Below are 21,157 nucleotides of genomic sequence, written 5' to 3'. Positions count from 1 at the left end.
GAAACACTACAGAAAATCAACCTGCACGGGGTGATTCAGGGGGCTTTCGGGGCTATCCGGGCATACACGCTAGGAGGCTGCACCCGCCGCAGCCGCGGTAGAAACTGCCGCCGAAGCAGCCGCAGAAGCCGGGGCGCTTGCCCCGTCCGAAGCGGGTGCCGAAGCACTCGCTGCTACCGCAGAGGGAGCAACAGAAGCACTCGGCGCGGTCGAACGGTTCGCAATCGCCGCCGCGGCAGCGTCCACGCGTTCCTTCGCGGCGGGCAGCGCATCCGAGCCGCCCAGATCGTTCAGAATAATCGCGAAAATCAGGCGGGTGCCGTCGGGTCGGATCGCCACACCGCACAGCGAAGACACCGTGTACAGGGTGCCGGTCTTCGCCTGCACAAAAGTGCGCGCGTGCACGGCATTCGCCGCACCAAAACGATCAGACAGGGTGCCGCTCACGCCCGCGACCGGGAACGTGCTCATCAGCTGCTCCGCATGCTCATCAGCATTCAGCAGAGCCACAACCTGCACGAGGGTTCGGGCGGTCACGCGGTCCGTCAGCGACATGCCGCACACGTCTGCCTGCGCCAGGTTTTCAATGTTCACGCCGGCATCCACGAGTGCCTGGCGCACGGTCTGCTGTGCCGCTTCGCCGCTGCCTTCCTTACCTGCGGCGATGGCGGCGCAACGGCCAAGCACCTCAGCGAGGGCGTTGTCGGATTCGAGCATCATGTGTTGTGCCTGCTCCAGCAGGGTTGCAGACTCGACCGCGGCGATTTCAACCGCTTCCGCGGGGGCGGTGCGGCGCTCCGCGAGGGTGAAGCTCATGCCGGACTCCTTGCCGGCGGTGTTGAGTGCATCCACGAACGCCTTCTGGGCGGCAACCGCCGCATCGTCCGGGCGTACCGGGTTGCTTGCGGTGGACTTGCCCGGCACCGTGTGCGATTCGAGCGCAATCGGGTGAATGGGCGTGATCTGGCCGGACGCCACGTCGGCGGCATCCCAGCCGGGGTTCACGCCGGGGCCGGTGAAGAAGGTGCCGTCAAGGTAGACGGGTAGCGCCGCGGTCGGCTTCTCGCCCTCGTTCAGCGCCTTCACGGTCAGCTCGGCGAGGGTGGTTAGGCCTGCGCGTCCGACAATCTGCTTCGGGTCAGAGGCGCCCGCGCCGAGCAGGGTGTCGCCGCCTGCCATGAGGTACAGTCCGGCGGAGTCGCGGGTGACGCGTGTGCGCAGGCGCGCCTGCAGGTTCGCGTAGTGGTTGAGTGCGAACAGGGTCAGCACCTTAAAAGTGGAGGCGGGTACGCGTGCGGTGTCGGCGTTGGCGGCGTAGAGGTCGGCGGGTGCGGTGGCCGCCTTGATGCTGGGCAGGTTCCCGTCCATGCCGGTGACGAGCAGGCTGTACTGCGGGTAGGTGTCGTCAGCGAAGAGCGCGGTAAGAGCGGCACGTAGCTGTTCCTGCTCCGCTTCGGGCAGTGCGGGGGCGAGGGTCGGGGTGGCGCTCGGGGTTGCGGAGGCGGTCGCCTCGGCGGTGCCGGTGGGGCTGCCGATGGGGCTTGCGGAACCTTCGGGGCGTTTCTGTTCGGTTGCGGCGGGTCCGCAGGCGGTGAGGAGGAACATGCCGCCGAGGGTGAGGGCGGCGCGGCGGGTGAGGGTGGGGGTCTGGGTGTTGTGCTTGTTGGAAGGCATCTTTTGAGCATAGCGGGCGGATGGGGTGCCTATCGAATTTACGCGCCGGTGCCCTGATGCTCATGCCGTGTTCCTGCTGCCCCTCACGAACCCTATCTGGGCTGCCCGGCATGGCGGCGGGGTGTGCTGGCGCGCGTGCTGGCGGGCGCGGGACTAGGCGGAACGTTAACTGTGGTGTGAGCGTGGTAAATTACGCTGGTTTTGGCGCCGAATACGCGGTTTCGGTGTGCGTGAACGGGTTACAATGGGTGAGTTCAACACCTAACTTTCGCACCTTGCGCGCCGAAGTCGCCGCGAAAGTGACTCTAACTCACGAGAAAGAAGGTTCCGATGGAACTCGACGTCACTATTGAAATTCCCCGCGGCTCCCGCGTGAAGTACGAAGTGGACCACGAGACCGGCCGCCTGCGCCTGGACCGTGTGCTGTTCACCTCCATGCAGTACCCCACCGCTTACGGCTACTTCGAGAACACCCTCGGTGAGGACGGCGACCCGCTGGACGCAATGCTGATCCTGGACGTTGACGTTGTTCCCGGCGTGCTGGTTGAATCCCGCCCGGTCGCAGTGTTCAACATGACCGATGAGGCTGGCGGCGACGCTAAGGTTCTGTGCGTCCCCACCGACAAGCGTTACGACCACATCAAGTCCCTGGCTGATGTTCCCGAGCAGCTGAAGGCTGAGATTCAGCACTTCTTCGAGCGTTACAAGGACCTGGAGCCCGGCAAGTGGGTTAAGGGCGAGGGCTGGGAAGACCTGGCTGCTGCTGAGAAGATGGTCCAGGAGGCTATCGACCGTTTCGCAGCTGAGGGTCACTAAGCTGCCGCACCGTTAGGTGCACCCGGTTTTTGTAGGGGGCGTGTTCCCCGTGTCTGGTTCGTGCGAGTTTTCGTGCGTGCTGGAGGCGGTGGGCACGCCCCCTTTTGTTGTGCTCGGAGTTGTTGCCCAGGGCTTTGTTGAGGGGGATTTCAGCAAGTACTTTGCGCGGTGGGGCTTGTAATATTTCTGAAAGTTCAGATTTTTAAAGATATTTCTAAAGTTCTAGTTACATAAATATTCAAGTTTAAAGTGAGATTTTAATAAACTTCAAGTTTATATTGATATATATTTTTTCACGAGAATGAAATATTTGCTTGTGAATACTCGAAACGGTGAATTTTCAGAGTAGGGTTGAAGGAGTGTGGTGTATAGAGCGTCGACGAAGCGTAAACGCCACACACTATTGTCATCACTCAACTTAATTTAAGGACTATCATGTCTGAACTGTCACGCCGGCATGTGTGCCGGCTTTCGTCATTTGCCCTGGTAAGTTTCTTCGCAGCACCTCAGAGCACGGCATGGGGTATTCAGGGCTCTGTTGGGTCTCCCCAGCAAATAGATGGATGCACTGTTGCCCCGCTTCGTGAAGCATGGGTGCCGACTAATGGTGCAGATAATGTCATTCTGTGGTTTCAGCTTCTTCCCTTTTCGGGCCCTTTTGTAGGGGTGCATGCGCTTCCGTCGGTAGAACTGATGGGGAATCAAGAAGAGTCAGCCTTATATGAGGTAATTCGTCCCCATATTCACCGTGATACAGGGCAGTGGCTGTCTAAAATTCCTTCGGGTCAGCAGATTGTGGTTGAGCTTGAACAGCTGAGTGGATCGCAAGAATACATGGTGCAGATGAGCCGTTGGCAGCCGGGTTCTATGGGATTGACAAGCCATTCTCCTGAGGGGTACCCGGCTGCACCATCACTGACAGTGCGTGAAGACTCGGGTCTGAAGGTGGTTCGTGCGCGTGGTGCCTCAACGGAGAGCACTGAGTATTTTTGTGGTGTCTACCAAGGGGAGATGAAGGGAAACGCATCCCTTGGAGAAGATGACGGTGCGTTTATTCAAGCTCAGCGCTGGGAATGGGGTCTTGAGGTAGATAAAGATATTTCTCAGCCGGAAGAGTTGTTTCAACGAGGGTGCTTTGGCGTGTATTTCCCGGGTCGTAGCGAATACGGCGGATCTACTGTGTCGGCTTCCTATCGGATTAGTGTTAGGACGCCGGGAGGCGTGTTGACATGTACCACAATAGCTGCCCCATAAAACAATTATGGGGGTAATCGCAGGGTTGTGGATTCGGGAAATCTTGCTCTGCAAAAAGAGATGATTGATAGGGGGTTGGTACAGATTTAATAGAATTAAACATCAAATCATCTTTATGTATAGATATTCAGGGAAAATTGGTGGGTTGGCATTCAAACTATTTGAATGCGTTTGAACTACATGGCTTAAGAAAGGAATACAATATGGTTGATTATAGTAAATCAAAGCATGTGAATGTTTTGGATTTTGGTGCAGACCCAACCGGTACGAAGGATTCCGCACCAGCAATTCAAAATGCCATTAACTCGGTGGCCGCTGTTCCCGGTGGTGGTTCTGTCGAGATTCCTTCGGGAATCTATCTTGTGAGTAATGATTTTATTAATCTCAGGGATAGGGTAGAGGTGTATGGTCATGGATTCTCAACACAAATTATTGGGTTTAATAAAAACCCGAAGATTTTAAGAGATGTTGATGGTGACGATATGGAGTGTCAGGGGGTATTTCATATGGGGTCATACAATACCTTTGTGGGTGATATGGGAACAAATATACCAATGCGTTTTGGGGTACGGGATATGTTTATTCGTGCCGCCAATCTTAATCTTTTGAATCCTAATATTCGTAAAGGATTTTTTGAGTATCAAATTGCTCAGGGTAAGCACGTTGCCGGTAATTATATACCGGATAATATTGCGGGCATTATTGTTCATACAAGATATGATATTTTTAATGAACCTGAAGCTGCCCCTATTATTTCAAATATTGAAATCTGGGATACGGCAATCGGAATTGCCATCCTGGGTGAACATGATCGTGCTATGAAGGTTGATAAGGTCCGCATTCGTAAAACTCGCAGACAAGGGCTCTTGGTGGGAAAGCCGGTGGGTCATGTTCAGCGTAGAACAGAGAGTTTGAACTCTGGAGCTGCGGATAATAAGTTTGTGATGGTTGAGGTCTCTGATGCCAATCTTGGTGGCGGATATCATGGGGCAATTGAGGTGTACGGAGCTCAATGTAAATTTGTGGCATGTACCGCCTGGTTTGCTATTCGCAATAAGCCAAATTCCGACCTTTATCACGATAGAGATCAGTACCGCAGAAAGTCTGGTGCCGGGTGGGCGATTTTTGGCGAACGGAATATGTTCATCGGATGTACCGCTCAGGAGAATGGCGGGCACGGGTGGGTCGTAGGTTTCAAGGATAATCAGTTTATGAATTGTCTAGGTGAGTCCTCGAGTCTCGAGAATTCACTTATTCTTAAGGGAACTGCACGCACTGATGAAGCAGCTAATTGGTATATTGGACGAAATGCTTCTGGAGCACGCCTAGTATCGCCGCGTTCGGCTAATCCGAAAGTTGGCCAGCGTTCCTCGCGTTACGGGTTTTATCTGGAGAATAAGCTGGATGATATTAGTATTGTGGCCGGTTCATCGCGTAATGCCCGTGATGGTAATAAATTGACTTCGAATGACGGTCGGCACCTTTTCTTTAGGAGAGATCGCAGTGTCCCCTGGGGCAATTTCTATATTGATATTAATTTTGTGGTCTATAGGACCTCGCAAGATAATGAGATTAATCGGAATAGTCAAAATGACGTAAAAGTTTAATCATTCTGAAATAATTGCGCGGAGAGTGAATCCTGAGTACCTTCAAAGGGATTCACTCTTCTTCTACCCTCACACCTTTCACCGAGGATAGAAAATGAAGAAAAACCTTTCGACCCGCGGCGCGGCGGCACTGTTGGCACTGGCTATGGGGTATATGGGCCAGGGTGTAGCCCAGGCGGCATACATTCAGCCGAAATCTGCACAGCCTGTAGAAGAGCTGGAATTTGATGTTAATTGTTTTGACATGCACTTCTTTTACGGCACGAACGGTATGACCAGTTTGTACTGGGCGGAGTGTACCGGCCTAATTACGAAGAAGCAGGTTGTTGGTCTGGGCACAACCCGTGAAGATAAGTTGCCGAACGGGGTCATGACCATTTCGCGTGGTCGCTTACTGGAGTACCTATACCGTCTGGCTGGTTCACCCGAGGTGAAGAACCTGCCGGAGAAGTCCCCGTACACCGACCTGACTCCGGGCGATGCACGCTATAAGGTTGCTATCTGGGCGACCCGCGTGGGTTTGACCACCGGTTGGTCTGACGGCTCCTTCCACTACGACACTCCGGCGAGCCGTGGCGCCTACTTCACCTTCCTTTATCGTGCTGCGGGTAGCCCCAAGGTGACTCTGGAGCCCCTGGACGCGGCGAATGCTGTGCGTGCTGAGAAGGGTGCTGCTCCCATTAAGGAGGGGAGTGAGTTGCATCGAGCAATGAGCTGGGTGTACCAGCATGCGCTGGCGAAGGGGGAAGATATCCGGGCGTATAACACTAACTTCTTCACTAACGGGTACACGCCGTGGGATTTCAACAAAACACCGGATTTCTATTACGCTTCGTACCCCACTATTTTCACCCCTCTCATGGTTCTTGATTACCACGAGGAGTTGGCGCCCATTGTGGCTCGTCTGCAGTCGCTGTCCTAGCGGTAGATGAGCGGAGGGCTTGTTGGGGGGCGTGTTCCCCGCGTCTGGTTCGTGCGATTTTTCGTACGTGCTGGAGGCGGTGGGCGCGCCCCTTTTTTTGTTGTACTCCTTGGCTGTGTTTAGGGGTACCGGAAGGGGCATGTGTAGCCGAACTATTCTTCGGAAAATAGCCTCAGGGTACCCCTAGGAGTGCTAATATATGCATATTACGAAGAATAGTTCGTATAACCTGAGGTTCTGCAGCGGTGAGGAGGAAACCCCTATGGCATTCGACGCAATGGGGTTCGCACAGGAATTTGGCGCCCAGGTTCGCGCCGTCCGCAAGTACGAAAAAATCACCCAAATGGAGTTGGCGTGGATGGTCGGGCTCAGCGATAAAACAATCCGCGATATTGAGCGTGGGCTACCCGGCCCGTCAATTGGTGCGGTCCTCAAGGTCGCCCAAGAGCTCGGCATCGAGCTGGCTATCACCAACCCCCTCACCTAACCCCTCCCGCACGCCTATATAAAGGAACCACCATGCAGAATGGACGCGCAGGACGCCTGCACCCCGCCGTCGGCACTGCTCGCCGCCACCTCGCCGCCGCCCTTGAAAAGCTCCTCGGCGCTGGAAGCATCAAAGCTACCGGGCGCTCCCGCACCGCCTCCACCGCGGATGCCGCCGACCTGCCCCTGCTCCTGGTCGCCTGCAGCGGCGGCCCCGACTCCCTCGCGCTGGCAGCCATTGCCGCGCACTTCACACGCCGCAGCGACGTACGCGTAGGCGCCATCATCGTCGACCACGGCCTACAAGAAGACTCCGCCGCGGTCGCCGCGCAGACCGCGCAGACCCTCACCGACCTGGGGCTTCACCCCGTCATCACCGAAAAAGTGCAGGTTCCCGTCGGGAACATGGGCCCCGAAATGGCGGCGCGCACCGCCCGCTACACCGCCTTCACGAAAGCTGTTGAAGCCACCGGCGCCCGCGCCGTACTGCTCGGCCACACCCTCGACGACCAGGCAGAAACCGTGCTGCTCGGCCTAAGCCGCGGCTCCGGCACACGCTCCCTTGCCGGTATGCCTCCCGTGCGCGTCGAAGGGGGCGTCACCTACCTGCGTCCCTTCCTTGGCCTGCGCCGCACCGACATACTCGACATCTGCGATGCCGAAACCCTCACCCCCTGGACCGACCCGACCAACACCGACGAAACCCTCATGCGTGCCCGCATCCGCCACAGCGTGCTGCCCTACCTGGAGGAGCACCTCGGCGGGGACGTCGCCCGCTCCCTGGCGCGCACCGCCTCCGTAGCTGGCCCCGACGCCGAATACCTCGACGAGCAGGCGCAGGCTGCCTACGAGCAGGCGCTCCTGCCCGCCGGAACCGCCGTGCGCGGCATCGAACGTGAGGACGCCGTGCTACTGGACCGTGCGCAGGTGGCGGCGCTGCACCCGGCGCTTCGATTGCGTGTGCTTGCGACCGCCTGTAAGACCGCCGGGGGAGAGAACCCCGGCTTCGAGCGACTGCAGGCGCTGGACTCTTTCACCGCCGGATACGCGGTAGCTGGGCCCGTTCAGATGCCCGGTCACGTGAGCGCGTACCGTCGCCGCAAAATTGTGCATCCGGCAACCGGTGAACGCCTGGACGTGCTCGTATTAGTGCCAACTCGACCCTAACTAGGTGCCCAGCTAGATGCCCGCGGAGCATCCTCAGCACACACTATCTGCATGGTGAGGTGCGCCGCGGCGCCGTTTTAAGCCATACTTAAGGCGAACACCATCCACATTGTCCGCTGTGGGAAGGCATGAAACCCCCGCACCCGGGGCCCCCCGGCGGAGGCGCAGAGCGTCTAAAAGAATACGAAGGAATACATCGTGCAGGCTATCGACGTGCAGGACGATATCAAGAACGTTCTCTTCAGCAAGGAAGAGATTAATGCGAAGGTCGCCGAACTGGCGGCGCGCATCGACGAGGACTACGCCGGTAAGGACGTGCTGTTGGTGGGTGTTCTCAAGGGCGCCATCATGATTATGGCTGACCTTTCCCGCGCTCTCAAGGGCCACTACACCATGGACTGGATGGCTGTTTCCTCGTACGGTTCCGGCACCAAGTCCTCCGGCGTTGTGCGTATCCTCAAGGACCTGGACACCGACCTGGTGGGCCGCAACGTCCTAATCGTTGAAGACATCATTGACTCCGGCCTGACCCTCGCATGGCTGCAGCAGAACCTGATTTCTCGCGGCGCAGCTTCCGTTGAGATTTGCACCCTGCTGCGCAAGCCCAAGGTCGTCAAGGCTGACGTTGAGGTCAAGTACGTCGGCTGGGACATCGAGCCTGAGTTCGTCGTTGGTTACGGCCTGGACTTCGCTGAGAAGTACCGCAACCTGGACTGCGTCGCAACCCTGCACCCGCACGTTTACTCCTAAGCCTTCACCTCAGCAACCATACTGTAGGTAGTTACGCCCCGCCTCCTCACTCTTGTGGGGGAGCGGGGCGTTGCTGTACCCGCCGGTGGATGTACGTGGAGGCGGGAGGCGCATCCGCCAAGACGGGCCGCCGCCGGTGTACCAGCCGCCGCAGATACCCGGCGAAGAAGATGCACTTTCACCCCCGCCGAGTGCTACAACCCTTTAGCCCGCAGGTGAAATAGAGAAGCCCGGTACCTAGCCGCCCGCCGGGGTAGGGTACATTTAAGGTTGCACCGTTGGGTGTTCCGGCAGGCATGCCGCACCCCAACGGGTTACAGCCGCAACGTAAGGACAAAGCATTGGCGCAAAACCCCAATACTCCGCAGAAAGGCTCGGAGGGCTTCCTGAAGAAGCTGATTAACGGCCCCTGGTTCTGGCCGGGTGCAGCTCTCGTAATCATGCTGGCTTTCCTCATGGCCTCCTTCTTCACTCAGCCCTCGCGTCAGGTGGACACCAACGTGGGTCTTCAGCTGCTCAACGACCACCAGGTCAAGAGCGCAAAGATCTACGACGGCGACCAGCGCGTCGAGCTGCAGCTAAAGGACGACTACAAGAAGGGCAACGACAACTACGGTAAGTCGGTGCGCTTCTACTACGTGCAGCCCCGCGGCGACGAAGTTGCTAAGGCAATGGAATCCGCCGAGCTGGAAAGCTACACGGACCAGCCCGTTGAGCACAGCTTCCTGGGCTCCCTGATGTCCCTGCTTCTGCCGATTCTGCTCTTTGGTGTGCTCTTCTGGTTCCTGATGGGACGAGTCGGAGGCGGCTCCTCCGTCATGAGCTTCTCCAAGTCCCGCGCGAAGAAATTCACCAAGGACAAGCCGGAAGTCCGCTTCAGCGACGTCGCCGGCGTGGACGAGGCGCTCGCCGAGCTGGAAGAAGTCCGCGAGTTCCTGGCTGAACCCGAAAAGTTCACCCGCCTGGGTGCAAAGATTCCCAAGGGCGTGCTGCTGTACGGCCCTCCCGGCACCGGTAAGACCCTGCTCGCCAAGGCTGTGGCGGGCGAGGCTGGCGTGCCGTTCTACTCGATTTCTGGCTCTGACTTCGTTGAAATGTTTGTGGGTGTGGGTGCGTCCCGCGTGCGCGACTTGTTCAAGGAAGCGAAGAGCGACCCCGCCGCCATCGTCTTCGTCGACGAGATTGACGCTGTTGGCCGCCGCCGCGGCGTCGGCATGGGCGGCGGTAATGACGAGCGTGAGCAGACCCTGAACCAGCTGCTGGTTGAGATGGACGGCTTCGACGGCAACTCGAACGTCATCGTCATTGCGGCAACGAACCGACCCGACGTTCTGGACCCGGCGCTGCTGCGTCCCGGCCGTTTTGACCGTCAGATTGGTGTGGACGCCCCCGACATGCAGGGCCGCGAACACATCCTGCGCGTTCACGCCGCAGGCAAGCCGATCGCTAACACCGTTGACCTGGCACAGGTTGCTAAGCGCACCCCCGGCTTCACCGGTGCTGACCTGGCGAACGTCATGAATGAGGCGGCTCTGCTGACCGCCCGCGATAACGGCAACGTGATTGACGACCGCGCTATCGACGAGGCAATCGACCGCGTCATGGCTGGTCCGCAGCGTTCCTCGCGCATCATGAACGAGCACGAGCGTAAGGTCACCGCATACCACGAGGGCGGTCACGCCCTGGTCGCGGCGGCACTGCGTAACTCCGCGCCGGTCACCAAGATTACGATTCTTCCGCGCGGTCGCGCCCTGGGTTACACCATGGTCATGCCGCAGGACGACAAGTACTCCACGACCCGCCACGAACTGCTCGACCAGATGGCGTACGCGATGGGTGGCCGTGCGGCTGAGGAGATCGTCTTCCACGACCCGTCCACCGGTGCATCTAACGACATTCAGAAGGCAACCGACACCGCCCGCAAGATGGTCACCGACTACGGCATGAGCGCCGTGATTGGTTCCGTGAAGCTCGGCGGCGAAGACACCGAACCGTTCCTCGGTGGCGGCGGCGCTTCGGCACGCAACTACTCCGACGAGACCGCGGCAAAGGTCGACGCTGAGATTCGCGCCCTGCTGGAGCAGGCACACGATGAGGCATTCCAGATTCTGCTGGAAAACCGCGATATTCTGGACCGCCTGGCGTTCGCCCTGCTCGAGAAGGAAACCCTGCTCGAGAACGAGATTGCCGAAATCTTCAAGGATGTTCGCAAGCGCCCCGAGCGTGAGCACTGGTACTCCAAGCCGACCCGCGAGCGTACCGACATCCCGCCGGTGAAGGCACCGAGCGAGCTGGCTCAGGAGGCGCAGAAGGCTGAGGAAGCACCTGCCGCTGCACCGGCAGCTCCTGCTACGGCACCTACTGTTCCGGTAGCACCGGCTGCACCCGTGCAGCAGGTTCCGATAGCACCTACGCAGCCGTTGCCGCCTCAGGCGCCCCTCACCGACCCGGACGCCGACCCGACCGTCGCAATGCCCACCCAGCAGTACCCGAACTACCCCGCCCCTCCGGCGCAGCGCCCGGAGAGCGGCACCCCGAATCAGAATGGAGCAGAGAATGAGCGAGGTTAAGAACGCCGTTGACCAGCCGCGTATTGAGGCTGCCGTCCGCGAGATTCTGCTCGCGATTGGTGAGGACCCGGACCGTGACGGTCTGCAGCAGACTCCGGCTCGTGTGGCGCGTGCCTACGCGGAATTCTTCTCGGGTCTGCACCAGGATGCCGGCGAGATTCTGGGTACGACCTTCGACATTGCCCACTCTGAGATGGTGCTGGTGAAGGACATCCCGTTCTACTCGACCTGTGAGCACCACCTGGTGCCGTTCCACGGTGTGGCGCATGTGGGTTACATTCCGGGCCCGGACGGTAAGGTGACCGGTCTGAGCAAGCTCGCCCGCGTGGTGGATTTGTACGCTCGCCGCCCGCAGGTGCAGGAGCGTCTGACTACGCAGGTGGTGGAGGCTCTGGAGGAGCATCTGAACCCGCGCGGCGCGATTGTGGTGATTGAGGCTGAGCACATGTGCATGTCGATGCGCGGTGTGCGTAAGCCGGGCGCGAAGACCGTGACCAGCGCGGTGCGCGGTGCGCTGATGAACGGCGCAACCCGTGCGGAGGCGATGAGCCTGATCTTCTCGCAGCGCTAAGCGCATGCAATGAGCATATAGCTATACGCCAGGGGGCAGGATTCTAAGGAATCCTGCCCCCTTGCGCTATACCCCTGCGCTGTGCGGTCGCATGTGTTGGGCCGCATGACGAGTGCCCTTGCGTAGAGGGCGTCATCAGCTGTAGAGTAGTACCACTAGTACCGGCACCACTCCTTCGGGAGTACAGGACCGGTCTTCTTTTTGTTAACGCTACGTACAGTGCTCTTCACGTACCGTTGTTGATGAATATATGACTGTTCCTCTCCTCATCAGGAGCGAAAATAACCGTGGCCGGTTCCGCCCATCAGGGGTCTGGAGCCGGTCATCGTTTTTAAACGATGACCTTAGTAAGACAGAGATGACTTACATGCCGTGTAGTTATACCCTTAATATCCTTATATTGATATTATTAAAGAGTTCCGATGATGAAATGATATCAAGCGATGGATAGTGCATGTCTTCAATCGTAAAGCCATTTAAAACATATGAACAGCAGGTTGGAATCTTGCGGCAGCGAGGTATGCTCGTAGGTTCTCAGGAACATGCCGTTCACGTCCTTGAGCGTGTTAGTTACTACCGTCTGAGTGGTTACTACTATTCGTTCCGGCGACCGGCAGGAAGTGGGCGGCGCTCGGATACTTTCATGCCCGGAACTGTCTTTGAAGATATCGTGGCCCTGTATGAATATGACCGTAATCTTCGGTCTATTGCGTTTTCGTACTTCTCGCAGTTTGAGGTGTATTTGCGGTCCCGCCTAGGGAATTTACTGGGGGAAGTAGACCCTCTCATATACGAGGATGAAGCCCGGTGTGATCTTCAAGGTAGTAAAAGGCGCACTGCTTGGAATAGATTCACGAGAAAAAGCGAACAACTTATTCGTACTTCTGAGGAAGAATTCGTGAAGCATCACCGTGAGCAATACGGCGGGAAGTTGCCTGTGTGGGTAGTGGTGGAAGTTCTAGATTTAGGGGCTCTGCAGAATCTGTATTTGGTCTCCCCGCCAAATATTCGGCGAGATATCGCGAAAGCCCTGGGGTGTACTGACCCCCAACTGGAAACCTGGATTAACTCGCTGCGGGTAATGCGCAATATTTGTGCGCATCAAAGTAGGTTCTACAATAAGCTGCACCCAGAGCCTCGCTTACCGCGTGTGTTGAGAGGTGGAAGAGTTGAGAGCCCTGAAATCCGTGAGGTTGTTGACCTATTTGGTGTGCCACAGGCTGAAGAGAACCATAAGATGTGTAAAACCTTCGGCATGCTCACCCTCCTCAAATATCTGATGGACCAGGGTGGAATCGGGGATACGGAATCTCTAACGCAGATTCTGAAGGAACGTCCTAATATTTCCGTTCCTGGAGTTGATATCTCGCGTGCTATGGGTATACCGCGAGGTTGGGAAGAAACCCGTTTGTGGAGCTAAAATCTTCACTGCTTATAGACACGCTGAAAGGGGCGGAGGTGAAAACCTCCGCCCCTTTTTCGCATCGCCAAAGTGCTCTGAGAATGTATTCTGAGCCGGTACCTTCCGCGGCTGTGGCAGCGCCGGTAGTGCCGCACCGCAGAAGCTAGAAGAGCCCCGCCGCTAACGCTGCAGGCTACCCTTCGCCTCGCTCGGATTATCCCAGCCCAGGGCAAGAGTCGCGATCAAGCCCACGGCAATGAAACCGCAACCGGTCGCGGTGCCGAAAGCAATCCAGCGCACGGCGGGAGCACCTTCAGCAAGCACAATAGTCACCAGCGCGGCAAGAGCCACCAGGGAAAGGATCCAAGCTCCAGTCTTCATATTCACAACGAGTCACTTCCTAGAGTATGTATGTGTGGGTGCGCGCCACCGACCGGGAACGCGCCAGGCACGGTATGCGTGCCCTCCCAGCATACCCTTAAATAAGTATCTGTAATGCAAATATTGCATGTTGTGTCCCCAAAATCGTCCCGTCGCTGTCCCAACCCCCGCCTCAATCCCCCTTCCAATCACAGCGGCAAACATGGGAGCACCACAGATTCGGTACGATAAATTTATGACTGAATCCACACACACCACCCGTGTAGCCCCTCTGCCCTGCGACGCGCTCGCCGCCGAACGCACCCTCGTGATGGGCATCCTCAACGTCACCCCCGACTCCTTCAGCGACGGCGGCCAGCACTACGCCGCCACCGACGCCATCGCCCGCGCCGCCCGCATGATTGCCGAGGGCGCCTCCATTATCGACATTGGCGGTGAGTCCACCCGCCCCGGTGCCGTGCGCATCAGCGTGGAGGAGGAGCAGCGCCGCATCCTGCCCGTCATCGAGGCAGTCGCGCAGATGGGCACCACCATCAGCGTTGACACCATGAACCCGCAGACCGCTCGCGCCGCCATTGCCGCCGGTGCGCACATCATCAACGATGTGTCCGGTCTGAACGTGAGCAATGAAATGATTGAAACCGCCGCTGAACTGCAGGTGCCGTACATCCTCATGCACGCCCGCGGCACCTCCCAGACCATGGACAGCCTGGCGGAGTACCCGCGCGGCGTGGTCACCGAGGTTGTGGAGGAGCTGACCGATCTGCGTGAGCGTTTCCTTGCCGCCGGTGTGCTGCCGCAGAACCTGATTCTTGACCTGGGTCTGGGCTTTGCGAAGGGCGGCATGCAGGACTGGGAGCTGCTCGCCGCCCTTGACGAGCTACAGGGCTTGGGCCACCGCCTGCTCATTGCTGGTTCCCGCAAGCGTTTTATCGCGAACGCCCTCACGGCGGCGGATATGGCGCTGGCTGAGCGCCTGAACGCGAGCGGCTTCACCGCAACCGATGCGGGCGAGGCGGAACGCGAACTGTGGCAGTCGCTGTCGGAGCCGCGCCCGGCTGAGCACCGTGCGGCAGCCTCCGCGGCGGTGACCGCCCTGGTGGCGGCGCGCGGCGTGTGGGCGGTGCGCGTGCACGACGTGCCCGCCAGCGTGGATGCGGTGACGGTCGCCTCCGCGCTGCGCTCCGTAAGCTAAGGCTCTGCCAGCTAGAACCACTACCCACAACCTCCGACTACCCGAATACCCTCTAGGAGACCCCCCCAATGACCCAGGCAGATTACGCCCACCGCGACCGCATCACCCTCACCGGCATTACGGCCAAGGGCTACCACGGCGTGCTCGACTTTGAGAAGCGCGACGGCCAGCCCTTCGTCGTGGACGCGACCCTGTACAGTGATTTTTCCGCCGCAGCCGCCACGGATGACCTGACGAAGACCACGAACTACGCGCTCGTGGTTGACCTGATTCACCGCCACGTGACGAACGGTTCGCTGGACCTGATTGAGACCCTTGCGGTGAACATTGCCGAGGGTATCCTTGCGATGTTTGAGCTTGTGGAGGCGGCGGAGATTACCGTATCGAAGCCGCAGGCGCCGATTGAGTTGCCGTTCGGTAACGTTGCGGTGAGCGTGTTCCGTGAGCGTGCCGCGGAGCGTGTCGTGGAGGGCGGCCGCTAGTGGCTGGCACCCAGACAACCGATACGCAGAAGCCCAACACCCTGAAACACCGCGCGGTGCTGGCGTTGGGCTCGAATCTGGGCGAAAGCGAAGACACCCTGGAGCGTGCCGTCGCCGACCTGGTGGCGGGCGGCGTGCAGCTGGTGCGCGCCTCCGGGCTGTACCGTACCGCCCCGGTGGGTGGCCCGGTGGGTCAGCCGGATTTCGTGAACGCGGTCATTGAGGTGGCCACTGACCTGGGCGCCTACGAGCTGCTGAAGCTGTGTAATGCGGTGGAGGCGGCGCATCACCGTGAGCGCCTGGTGCGTTGGGGCCCGCGCACCCTCGATATTGACGTGATTGACTATGACGGCGTGATCTCTGAGGATCCGGTGCTGACTTTGCCGCATCCGCGGGCGCAGGAGCGTGCTTTCGTGCTGGTGCCGTGGGCGCAGATGGACCCGCAGGCACACTTGACGGTGACCCGGCGTGCGGAGCCTTCGGGGGAGCGGCCGGATGAGGTTCCTGCGCCGCTGAGCCGCGAGGTCGTGAACGTTGCGGAGCTGTCCCGCACGCTGCTTGGGGCGGATGAAGACGCTATCAGCTATATGCGTGAGATGCAGGTACCTGATCAGCCTTAAATGTGGCACTCTGGAAGGTAGAGGAACCTACCGAAAGGAAACACCATGAAGCCCCTGAGTTATCGGGCGATTATTGTGGCGGCTGTGTGCGGTGCCGCTGCCGCTCTTATGGTGAATTCCGTGATGATTGGCGCCGGTTTTGGTGAGATGAATTTTTCGTGGATGCTCGGCGCGGTGTGCCTGCTGGTTGCGGCGGGTGCCGTGTGGCTGGGTGTGCAGGTGGCTCGTTATCGTCGTATTCAGACGCGTGAGAAGGTGCCGCATATGGGCCCGATTCTTGCGGCGCGTGCGGTGGCGTATGCGCAGGGTTCCATCATGACCGGTGCCCTCTTGACGGGCTGGTGCGCTGCGATTCTTGGTTACCATGTGGCGATGGTGTCTGTGCGCGGTTTTTCGGTGGTCTTTTGGGAGGTCCTTGTTAATTGTGTGGGCAGTGTTGCCCTGCTGATTGCTGGCCTGTGGGCGCAGCATTGTTGTCGTATTCCGCCGGAGGATGATGAGGATGCGGCCTCCTCTTCCGGTGCTGTAAAGCCGCGAGAGGGAGGAACCTATGTCGGCTCCTAACCAGAATAGTTATTCGCCAAATGGTCGGTACGGGCAGGATGTCCAGCAGGGTCAGTATGGTCAGCCTGTTCAGCAGAACCAGTACGGGCAGTACCAGCAGGCGGCTTACGGTCAGCCTGGTGCCCCGTATGGACAGCAGACCCAGAATAACCAGCAGACGCAGTATGGACAGCAGGTTCCGCCCGCTGCCGCGTACCCGAACGCGCCTCAGCAGGTTCCCGCGCAGCCGGCACCTTCTCAGCCGGTAAGCTCCCAGCCGGTAGCCTCTCAGCCCGTGCCGGAGCCGCAGTGGGTGCCCGCCGCCTCCGGCTACCTGACGGTTCGTTTTGTTCACACTATTTCTGCCTTGGCGCTCCCGATCCTTGCGGGTGTTGCCATGTATTGTGCGGGCACGTTCTTCGGCGGCCCGGAGGCGCTACGCATCGTCGGCCTGGTGGTGGTCGCGGTGTTTGGTCTGTGGGGTCTGTGGTGGATTCTGACCACTCCGCGCCGTACTCGCGCGCTCGGCTACGCGCTGGAGTCGAATCACCTGATGGCTCGCCGCGGTATCGTGTTCCGTTCGATGAGCTCCATGCCGTACGGCCGCATCCAGTATGTTGATGTGGATTCGGGCCCTCTGGAGCGCATGTGCGGTGTTGCCCGCCTGACGGTGCGCACCGCGGGCACGACCACCGGCACGATGGTGCTGTTCGGTATTCCGCTGAACGTGGCGGAGGAGCTGCGTGCAGATCTGGTGCGCCGCGCCGATGAGCGAATGGCGGCACTCTAATGAGTACCCCGGTTCCGCCCAACCCCGCGCCGCAGGCACCGCAGCCTCCTGCCCCTCAGGCGCCGCAGGAGCAGAAGTGGTGGCGCGCCGATATCCGCACGTTCATCATGAACCTCTGGTTCATTATTCTGCTGGCGTTCGGCTTCTTTCAGAGCATTATCCTGAATATTCTGACCACCCCGCCGAATGAGTGGGGTGCGCGCCTGACGCAGGCATTCGACGAGAACAGTAGTTACCTCAGCGCGACGTACTCGCAGCTCATCGGCTTCGCCGTGCTCGTACTGATTCTGGTCGGTGGCTCGATTGACTGGTGGTTTACCCGCTACAGCCTGGATGATTTAGCGATTCACCGCCGCAGCGGTTTTCTGTTCAAGAAGAACCGCACGATCCGTCTGGAGAGCGTGCAGAGCGTGGACATTTCGCGTCCTCTGGTGGCGCGCCTGCTGGGTCTGTCGGAGCTTCGTTTTGAGGTGGCTGACGGCTCTTCGGAGGCGCTGCACATCAAGTACGTTTCTGCCCGCAAGGCGGAGGTTCTGCGCCGCACCGCGATGGCGAGTATTAACCTGCTGCGTTCGGAGGCGGCTGGCCGCCCGGTCGACGTGCTGCCCGAGAGCATGCAGATTTCGGCTGAGCGCATGCCGGATGCGGATCAGCTGCACCAGCCGTTTGAGGCATCTTACGAGGCGTCCTATGGTGCGCCTCTGCAGGACGGTACCGTACAGGACGGCACTCAGCTGGTAGCGCCTCAGCAGGGCGCCCAGCAGCTCGCACCCGAGCAGTCTGCACCCCAGCGCCCCGGTACTCAGCAGCCCGGCGCATCCCGCCGCGGCGCTCGTATGCCGATGCCGGTCGCGGCTGACCCCTCGCAGCCGCCGATTTTCCGCATCTCGAATGTGCGTCTGATTGCCTCCATCATGCTGGAGCACCTGGTGTGGCTGGTGCCCGCCGTGGCCCTCATGGTTGGTGCCGCGGTCATTGCCGCGATCATGGATGGCGAGAGTCCGTTCCTGATTTTCATGGCGTTGCTACCCGGCACCTTCGTACCGCTGCTCGGTTACTTGGGTACGTTGTGGGCGCGTTTTGACGGTGCCGCGAACTTCAAAATCACCCCCAGCGGTCAGGGCGGCGTGACCCTGCGCTACGGTTTCACCGGCACGCACACGCAGAACGTGATGGTTGAGCGTATTCAGGCGCTCGCCGTGGAGCAGTCCATTCTGTGGCGTGCGTTCGGCTGGTACCGCATCAAGATGACCATTGCCGGTATTGGTATTGAGCAGAACGACAACCAGAAGCTGGTGACCCGCAATGTTGCCCTGCCGGTCGGCAATAAGCAGGAGACGCTGATGGCGCTGCGTCTGCTCCTACCCGCGCTGGATGAGGCGCAGGCGCAGGTGCTGCTGGATACCGCCGATGGTTCGCTGAAGAGTCAGAAGCCGCAGGTTCCGGCAATGATTGTGACGCCCTCTTCGGCGCGCTGGATGGACCTGCTCACCTGGAAGCGTAACGGCGTGACCACGGTCGGTTACACTGCCGGTTCGGTGCAGGCGACCACTCGCATTGATTCTGATGCGGCGCGTTCGAGCGTTGGTGAGCATACGCGCGGTGACCTGTTGCTGATTCGTGGCGGCTACTTTATCCGTACGCTGTCGATTGTTCCGGTCAGCCGTGTGCTGAGCGTGAGCCGAGGTCAGGGTCCGCTGCAGCGTGCCTTCGGATGCGCGAGTGTGCATTTCGGTACGGTGCCCGGCCCGGTGCGCACGCTCATGATGCACTTGCCGCCGCGTGTCTGCGAGGACCTGGTGTGGTTGATGACGGTTCGGCTGGAGGGTATTGAGCCTTACTACCGCGTACCGGTGATGAGTGGGCGTCCCTAAGCCAGTCCGTCAGTTGAGCTTCCCCGCCGGGTTAGCGGGCAGCAAAACTGCAGATCGCGCCCTGCCGTCAGTGTTCTTCGTGACACCGACGGCAGGGGCTGCGTAAAAGGGAGAATATACTTAAAGCCGTGATACAGCATTCAAAACCTGCGCGTTTAGGCATTGGAATTATTTCCGCCGGGAGGGTCGGATCCGTCCTCGGTGCGGCTTTGCGCGCCTGCGAGCACACTATTGTGGGTGTTCATGCGGTGTCTGAGGCTTCTCAGGAGCGCGCCGCGATGCTGCTTCCCGATGTGCCGCTGCTGCCGGTGGAGCAGATTGCTGAGCGTAGCGAATTGCTGATTCTTGCGGTTCCCGATGATGAGCTGCCGGGCCTTATCACTTACCTGGCGTCCTCGGGAAGTATTACCGCCGGTCAGATTCTGGTGCACACCTCCGGCCGTCACGGCACCGAGGTTCTCGCACCGGCGACCGCACTGGGCGCTATCGGTTTGGCGATTCACCCCGCCATGACGTTTACCGGCATGTCCGTGGACCTGCAGCGCCTGAACGGCACCTGCTTCGCAGTGACCGGGCCTGCACCGTTCATCCCGATTGCTCAGGCACTCGTGGTGGAGATGGGCGGCGAACCCGTGCACGTTGCCGAGGCCGACCGAGCGCTCTACCACGCAGCCCTAGCGCACGCCGCGAACCACCTCGTGACCATCCTGGGTCAGTCCCAGCAGATGCTCGCCTCCATCGGTATTGAGGACCCGGCACGCTACATGGGGCCGCTCGTTCGAGCCGCCGTGGATAATGCGCTCGCCAGCGGTGAGGGTGCTCTCACCGGGCCCGTGGCACGCGGAGACGCCGGCACCGTGAAGGCTCACCTTCAGGCTCTGAATGAGTACTCAGAGCATGAGAAAACAGGTGATATTACAGACTCTTATGCCGCTCTGGCACACGCAACCGCAAAAAGAGCGCATAATAGAGGTTTGTTAAACGATGAACAACTGGGACGAATTGAGAATCTGCTGGGTGAGTCTTCGGACCGCAACCACCCCGGCGATATTGATGATTCAGCCCCCGAAAACAAGGAGTTCTCGTCATGACTGAGACTTCGATGCCCCGAGTCGTGACCACCATTGCGGATTTCCGCACGGCAATCACCGAATCCCTTGCCGCAGCGCAGGAAGAACTGGACCGGGCAGCCCGCCAGGAGGCGGAGCAGAACGGCACCGCAGTTCAGTACACGAACGCATCCCTGGGCTACGTGCCCACCATGGGCGCCCTGCACGACGGCCACGCAACCCTGTTGCGTCGCGCCACTGAACAGAATGATGTAGTGGTCGCCTCCATTTTTGTGAACCCGCTGCAGTTTGGCCCCGGCGAGGATTACGAAGCATACCCGCGCACCCTGGAGGCAGACGCTGCCCTGGCTGGTGCCGCCGGCGTGAGCATCATCTTCGCACCTTCTGTGGAGGAAATGTATCCCGATGGTGACCCGCTCATCCGCATTTCGAGCGGCGAGCTGGGCACCAAGTTTGAGGGTGCGACCCGTCCGGGCCACTTTGATGGCGTGCTGGCCGTGGTCAATAAGTTCTTCAACATTATTCGCCCCGCAGCCGGTAACCACCCGGTGAACGCGTACTTCGGCCAGAAGGACGCTCAGCAGTACATCCTGATTCAGCGTATGGTGCACGATTTCAACCACGACGTGACCATGCGCCCGGTGGCGATTGTTCGCGAAGATAACGGCCTGGCGCTGTCTTCGCGTAATAGCTACCTGTCGGATGAGGAGCGCGAGTCTGCCCTGGTGCTGTCCCGCACCCTGGCGATGCTGCGTGAGAATTCGCTGAACCGTGGCTTCCACGAGATTGATTTGGACGGTGCGCGTGAGCGTATCAACTCCACTCCGGGTGTGCGCCTTGACTACCTGGAACTGGTCGACCCGATGACTTTCGGTGAGCCGACTGAGGAGTCGGAGCGAGTGCTGGCACTGGTTGCTGCGTTCGTTGGACCGACCCGCCTGATTGACAACATGGACCTGCGCTAAGCGTTCGTTCGTTTAGAA

The 21,157-nt window shown here is 59.4% G+C and carries 20 protein-coding genes; 18 read left to right on the top strand and 2 right to left on the bottom strand.

Annotated features, from left to right (window positions below):
- Positions 1 to 69: 69 nt before the first annotated feature.
- On the bottom strand, positions 70 to 1,674 hold the full coding sequence (dacB, locus tag HMPREF2836_RS08300; RefSeq protein WP_070630064.1) for a D-alanyl-D-alanine carboxypeptidase/D-alanyl-D-alanine endopeptidase: 1,605 nt from the start codon (positions 1,672 to 1,674) through the stop codon (positions 70 to 72).
- A 330-nt stretch (positions 1,675 to 2,004) separates the two neighbouring features.
- Between dacB and ppa the strand changes: the two genes are divergently transcribed.
- The 10 genes from ppa (at position 2,005) to HMPREF2836_RS08255 (ending at position 13,237) form a co-directional block, all read left to right on the top strand.
- Positions 2,005 to 2,490: an inorganic diphosphatase gene (ppa, locus tag HMPREF2836_RS08295; protein ID WP_005504328.1), complete on the top strand. Its 486-nt coding sequence runs from the start codon at positions 2,005 to 2,007 to the stop codon at positions 2,488 to 2,490.
- 435 nt (positions 2,491 to 2,925) lie between these two features.
- A complete protein-coding gene (locus tag HMPREF2836_RS09260; protein ID WP_141752125.1) occupies positions 2,926 to 3,744 on the top strand; it encodes a hypothetical protein in 819 nt (272 codons plus the stop codon).
- Between the two features lie 203 nt (positions 3,745 to 3,947).
- Complete coding sequence (locus HMPREF2836_RS08290) at positions 3,948 to 5,351, top strand: glycosyl hydrolase family 28-related protein (RefSeq protein WP_070630063.1); 1,404 nt, start codon at positions 3,948 to 3,950, stop codon at positions 5,349 to 5,351.
- A 94-nt stretch (positions 5,352 to 5,445) separates the two neighbouring features.
- Positions 5,446 to 6,273 (top strand): S-layer homology domain-containing protein, encoded by an 828-nt coding sequence (locus tag HMPREF2836_RS08285; RefSeq protein WP_070630062.1) that lies wholly within the window; start codon positions 5,446 to 5,448, stop codon positions 6,271 to 6,273.
- A 262-nt stretch (positions 6,274 to 6,535) separates the two neighbouring features.
- On the top strand, positions 6,536 to 6,760 hold the full coding sequence (locus HMPREF2836_RS08280; protein ID WP_049326751.1) for a helix-turn-helix domain-containing protein: 225 nt from the start codon (positions 6,536 to 6,538) through the stop codon (positions 6,758 to 6,760).
- Positions 6,761 to 6,792: 32 nt separating this feature from the next.
- Positions 6,793 to 7,926 (top strand): tRNA lysidine(34) synthetase TilS, encoded by a 1,134-nt coding sequence (gene tilS, locus HMPREF2836_RS08275; protein WP_070630061.1) that lies wholly within the window; start codon positions 6,793 to 6,795, stop codon positions 7,924 to 7,926.
- 198 nt (positions 7,927 to 8,124) lie between these two features.
- Positions 8,125 to 8,676 carry a hypoxanthine phosphoribosyltransferase gene (hpt, locus tag HMPREF2836_RS08270; protein ID WP_005504342.1) on the top strand — a complete coding sequence of 184 codons (552 nt, stop codon included), beginning with the start codon at positions 8,125 to 8,127 and terminating at the stop codon, positions 8,674 to 8,676.
- A 341-nt stretch (positions 8,677 to 9,017) separates the two neighbouring features.
- Positions 9,018 to 11,246, top strand: a complete 2,229-nt coding sequence (gene ftsH, locus HMPREF2836_RS08265) for an ATP-dependent zinc metalloprotease FtsH (RefSeq protein WP_070630060.1) — start codon at positions 9,018 to 9,020, stop codon at positions 11,244 to 11,246.
- Positions 11,233 to 11,817: a GTP cyclohydrolase I FolE gene (gene folE, locus HMPREF2836_RS08260; RefSeq protein ID WP_049340467.1), complete on the top strand. Its 585-nt coding sequence runs from the start codon at positions 11,233 to 11,235 to the stop codon at positions 11,815 to 11,817. Before ftsH ends, folE begins: the two co-directional genes overlap by 14 nt.
- 454 nt (positions 11,818 to 12,271) lie before the next feature.
- Positions 12,272 to 13,237 carry an Abi family protein gene (locus HMPREF2836_RS08255; RefSeq protein WP_049340464.1) on the top strand — a complete coding sequence of 322 codons (966 nt, stop codon included), beginning with the start codon at positions 12,272 to 12,274 and terminating at the stop codon, positions 13,235 to 13,237.
- A gap of 162 nt (positions 13,238 to 13,399) precedes the next feature.
- Here HMPREF2836_RS08255 and HMPREF2836_RS08250 read toward each other — a convergent pair whose 3' ends face one another.
- Positions 13,400 to 13,600, bottom strand: a complete 201-nt coding sequence (locus HMPREF2836_RS08250; RefSeq protein ID WP_371325813.1) for a hypothetical protein — start codon at positions 13,598 to 13,600, stop codon at positions 13,400 to 13,402.
- A gap of 235 nt (positions 13,601 to 13,835) precedes the next feature.
- Here HMPREF2836_RS08250 and folP point away from each other — a divergent pair, with 235 nt between their 5' ends.
- The 8 genes from folP to panC all read left to right on the top strand — a co-directional run bounded on the left by folP (position 13,836) and on the right by panC (position 21,139).
- On the top strand, positions 13,836 to 14,795 hold the full coding sequence (folP, locus tag HMPREF2836_RS08245) for a dihydropteroate synthase (RefSeq protein ID WP_049349891.1): 960 nt from the start codon (positions 13,836 to 13,838) through the stop codon (positions 14,793 to 14,795).
- A gap of 68 nt (positions 14,796 to 14,863) precedes the next feature.
- The gene (folB, locus tag HMPREF2836_RS08240) at positions 14,864 to 15,277 is read left to right on the top strand and encodes a dihydroneopterin aldolase (protein ID WP_012902770.1); all 414 of its coding nucleotides are present in this window, start codon (positions 14,864 to 14,866) and stop codon (positions 15,275 to 15,277) included.
- The gene (gene folK / locus HMPREF2836_RS08235) at positions 15,277 to 15,897 is read left to right on the top strand and encodes a 2-amino-4-hydroxy-6-hydroxymethyldihydropteridine diphosphokinase (protein ID WP_049349892.1); all 621 of its coding nucleotides are present in this window, start codon (positions 15,277 to 15,279) and stop codon (positions 15,895 to 15,897) included. The genes folB and folK overlap by 1 nt, the downstream gene beginning before the upstream one ends.
- 45 nt (positions 15,898 to 15,942) lie before the next feature.
- Positions 15,943 to 16,461 (top strand): DUF3180 domain-containing protein, encoded by a 519-nt coding sequence (locus tag HMPREF2836_RS08230; protein ID WP_012902773.1) that lies wholly within the window; start codon positions 15,943 to 15,945, stop codon positions 16,459 to 16,461.
- A complete protein-coding gene (locus tag HMPREF2836_RS08225; protein WP_049347528.1) occupies positions 16,448 to 17,230 on the top strand; it encodes a PH domain-containing protein in 783 nt (260 codons plus the stop codon). The genes HMPREF2836_RS08230 and HMPREF2836_RS08225 overlap by 14 nt, the downstream gene beginning before the upstream one ends.
- Positions 17,230 to 19,104 carry a PH domain-containing protein gene (locus HMPREF2836_RS08220; RefSeq protein WP_070630059.1) on the top strand — a complete coding sequence of 625 codons (1,875 nt, stop codon included), beginning with the start codon at positions 17,230 to 17,232 and terminating at the stop codon, positions 19,102 to 19,104. Before HMPREF2836_RS08225 ends, HMPREF2836_RS08220 begins: the two co-directional genes overlap by 1 nt.
- 128 nt (positions 19,105 to 19,232) lie before the next feature.
- Positions 19,233 to 20,195, top strand: a complete 963-nt coding sequence (locus HMPREF2836_RS08215; protein WP_070630058.1) for a Rossmann-like and DUF2520 domain-containing protein — start codon at positions 19,233 to 19,235, stop codon at positions 20,193 to 20,195.
- Positions 20,192 to 21,139, top strand: coding sequence for a pantoate--beta-alanine ligase (panC, locus tag HMPREF2836_RS08210; RefSeq protein WP_070616036.1), 948 nt, complete (start codon positions 20,192 to 20,194; stop codon positions 21,137 to 21,139). The genes HMPREF2836_RS08215 and panC overlap by 4 nt, the downstream gene beginning before the upstream one ends.
- The last annotated feature ends 18 nt before the right edge of the window (positions 21,140 to 21,157 follow it).

Origin of the sequence: Rothia sp. HMSC065C12 (assembly GCF_001812085.1) — a bacterium.
Classification (GTDB): domain Bacteria; phylum Actinomycetota; class Actinomycetes; order Actinomycetales; family Micrococcaceae; genus Rothia; species Rothia mucilaginosa.
Note: the sequence above shows the minus strand (reverse complement) of the source record. Positions and strands in the feature narration are given on the sequence as shown.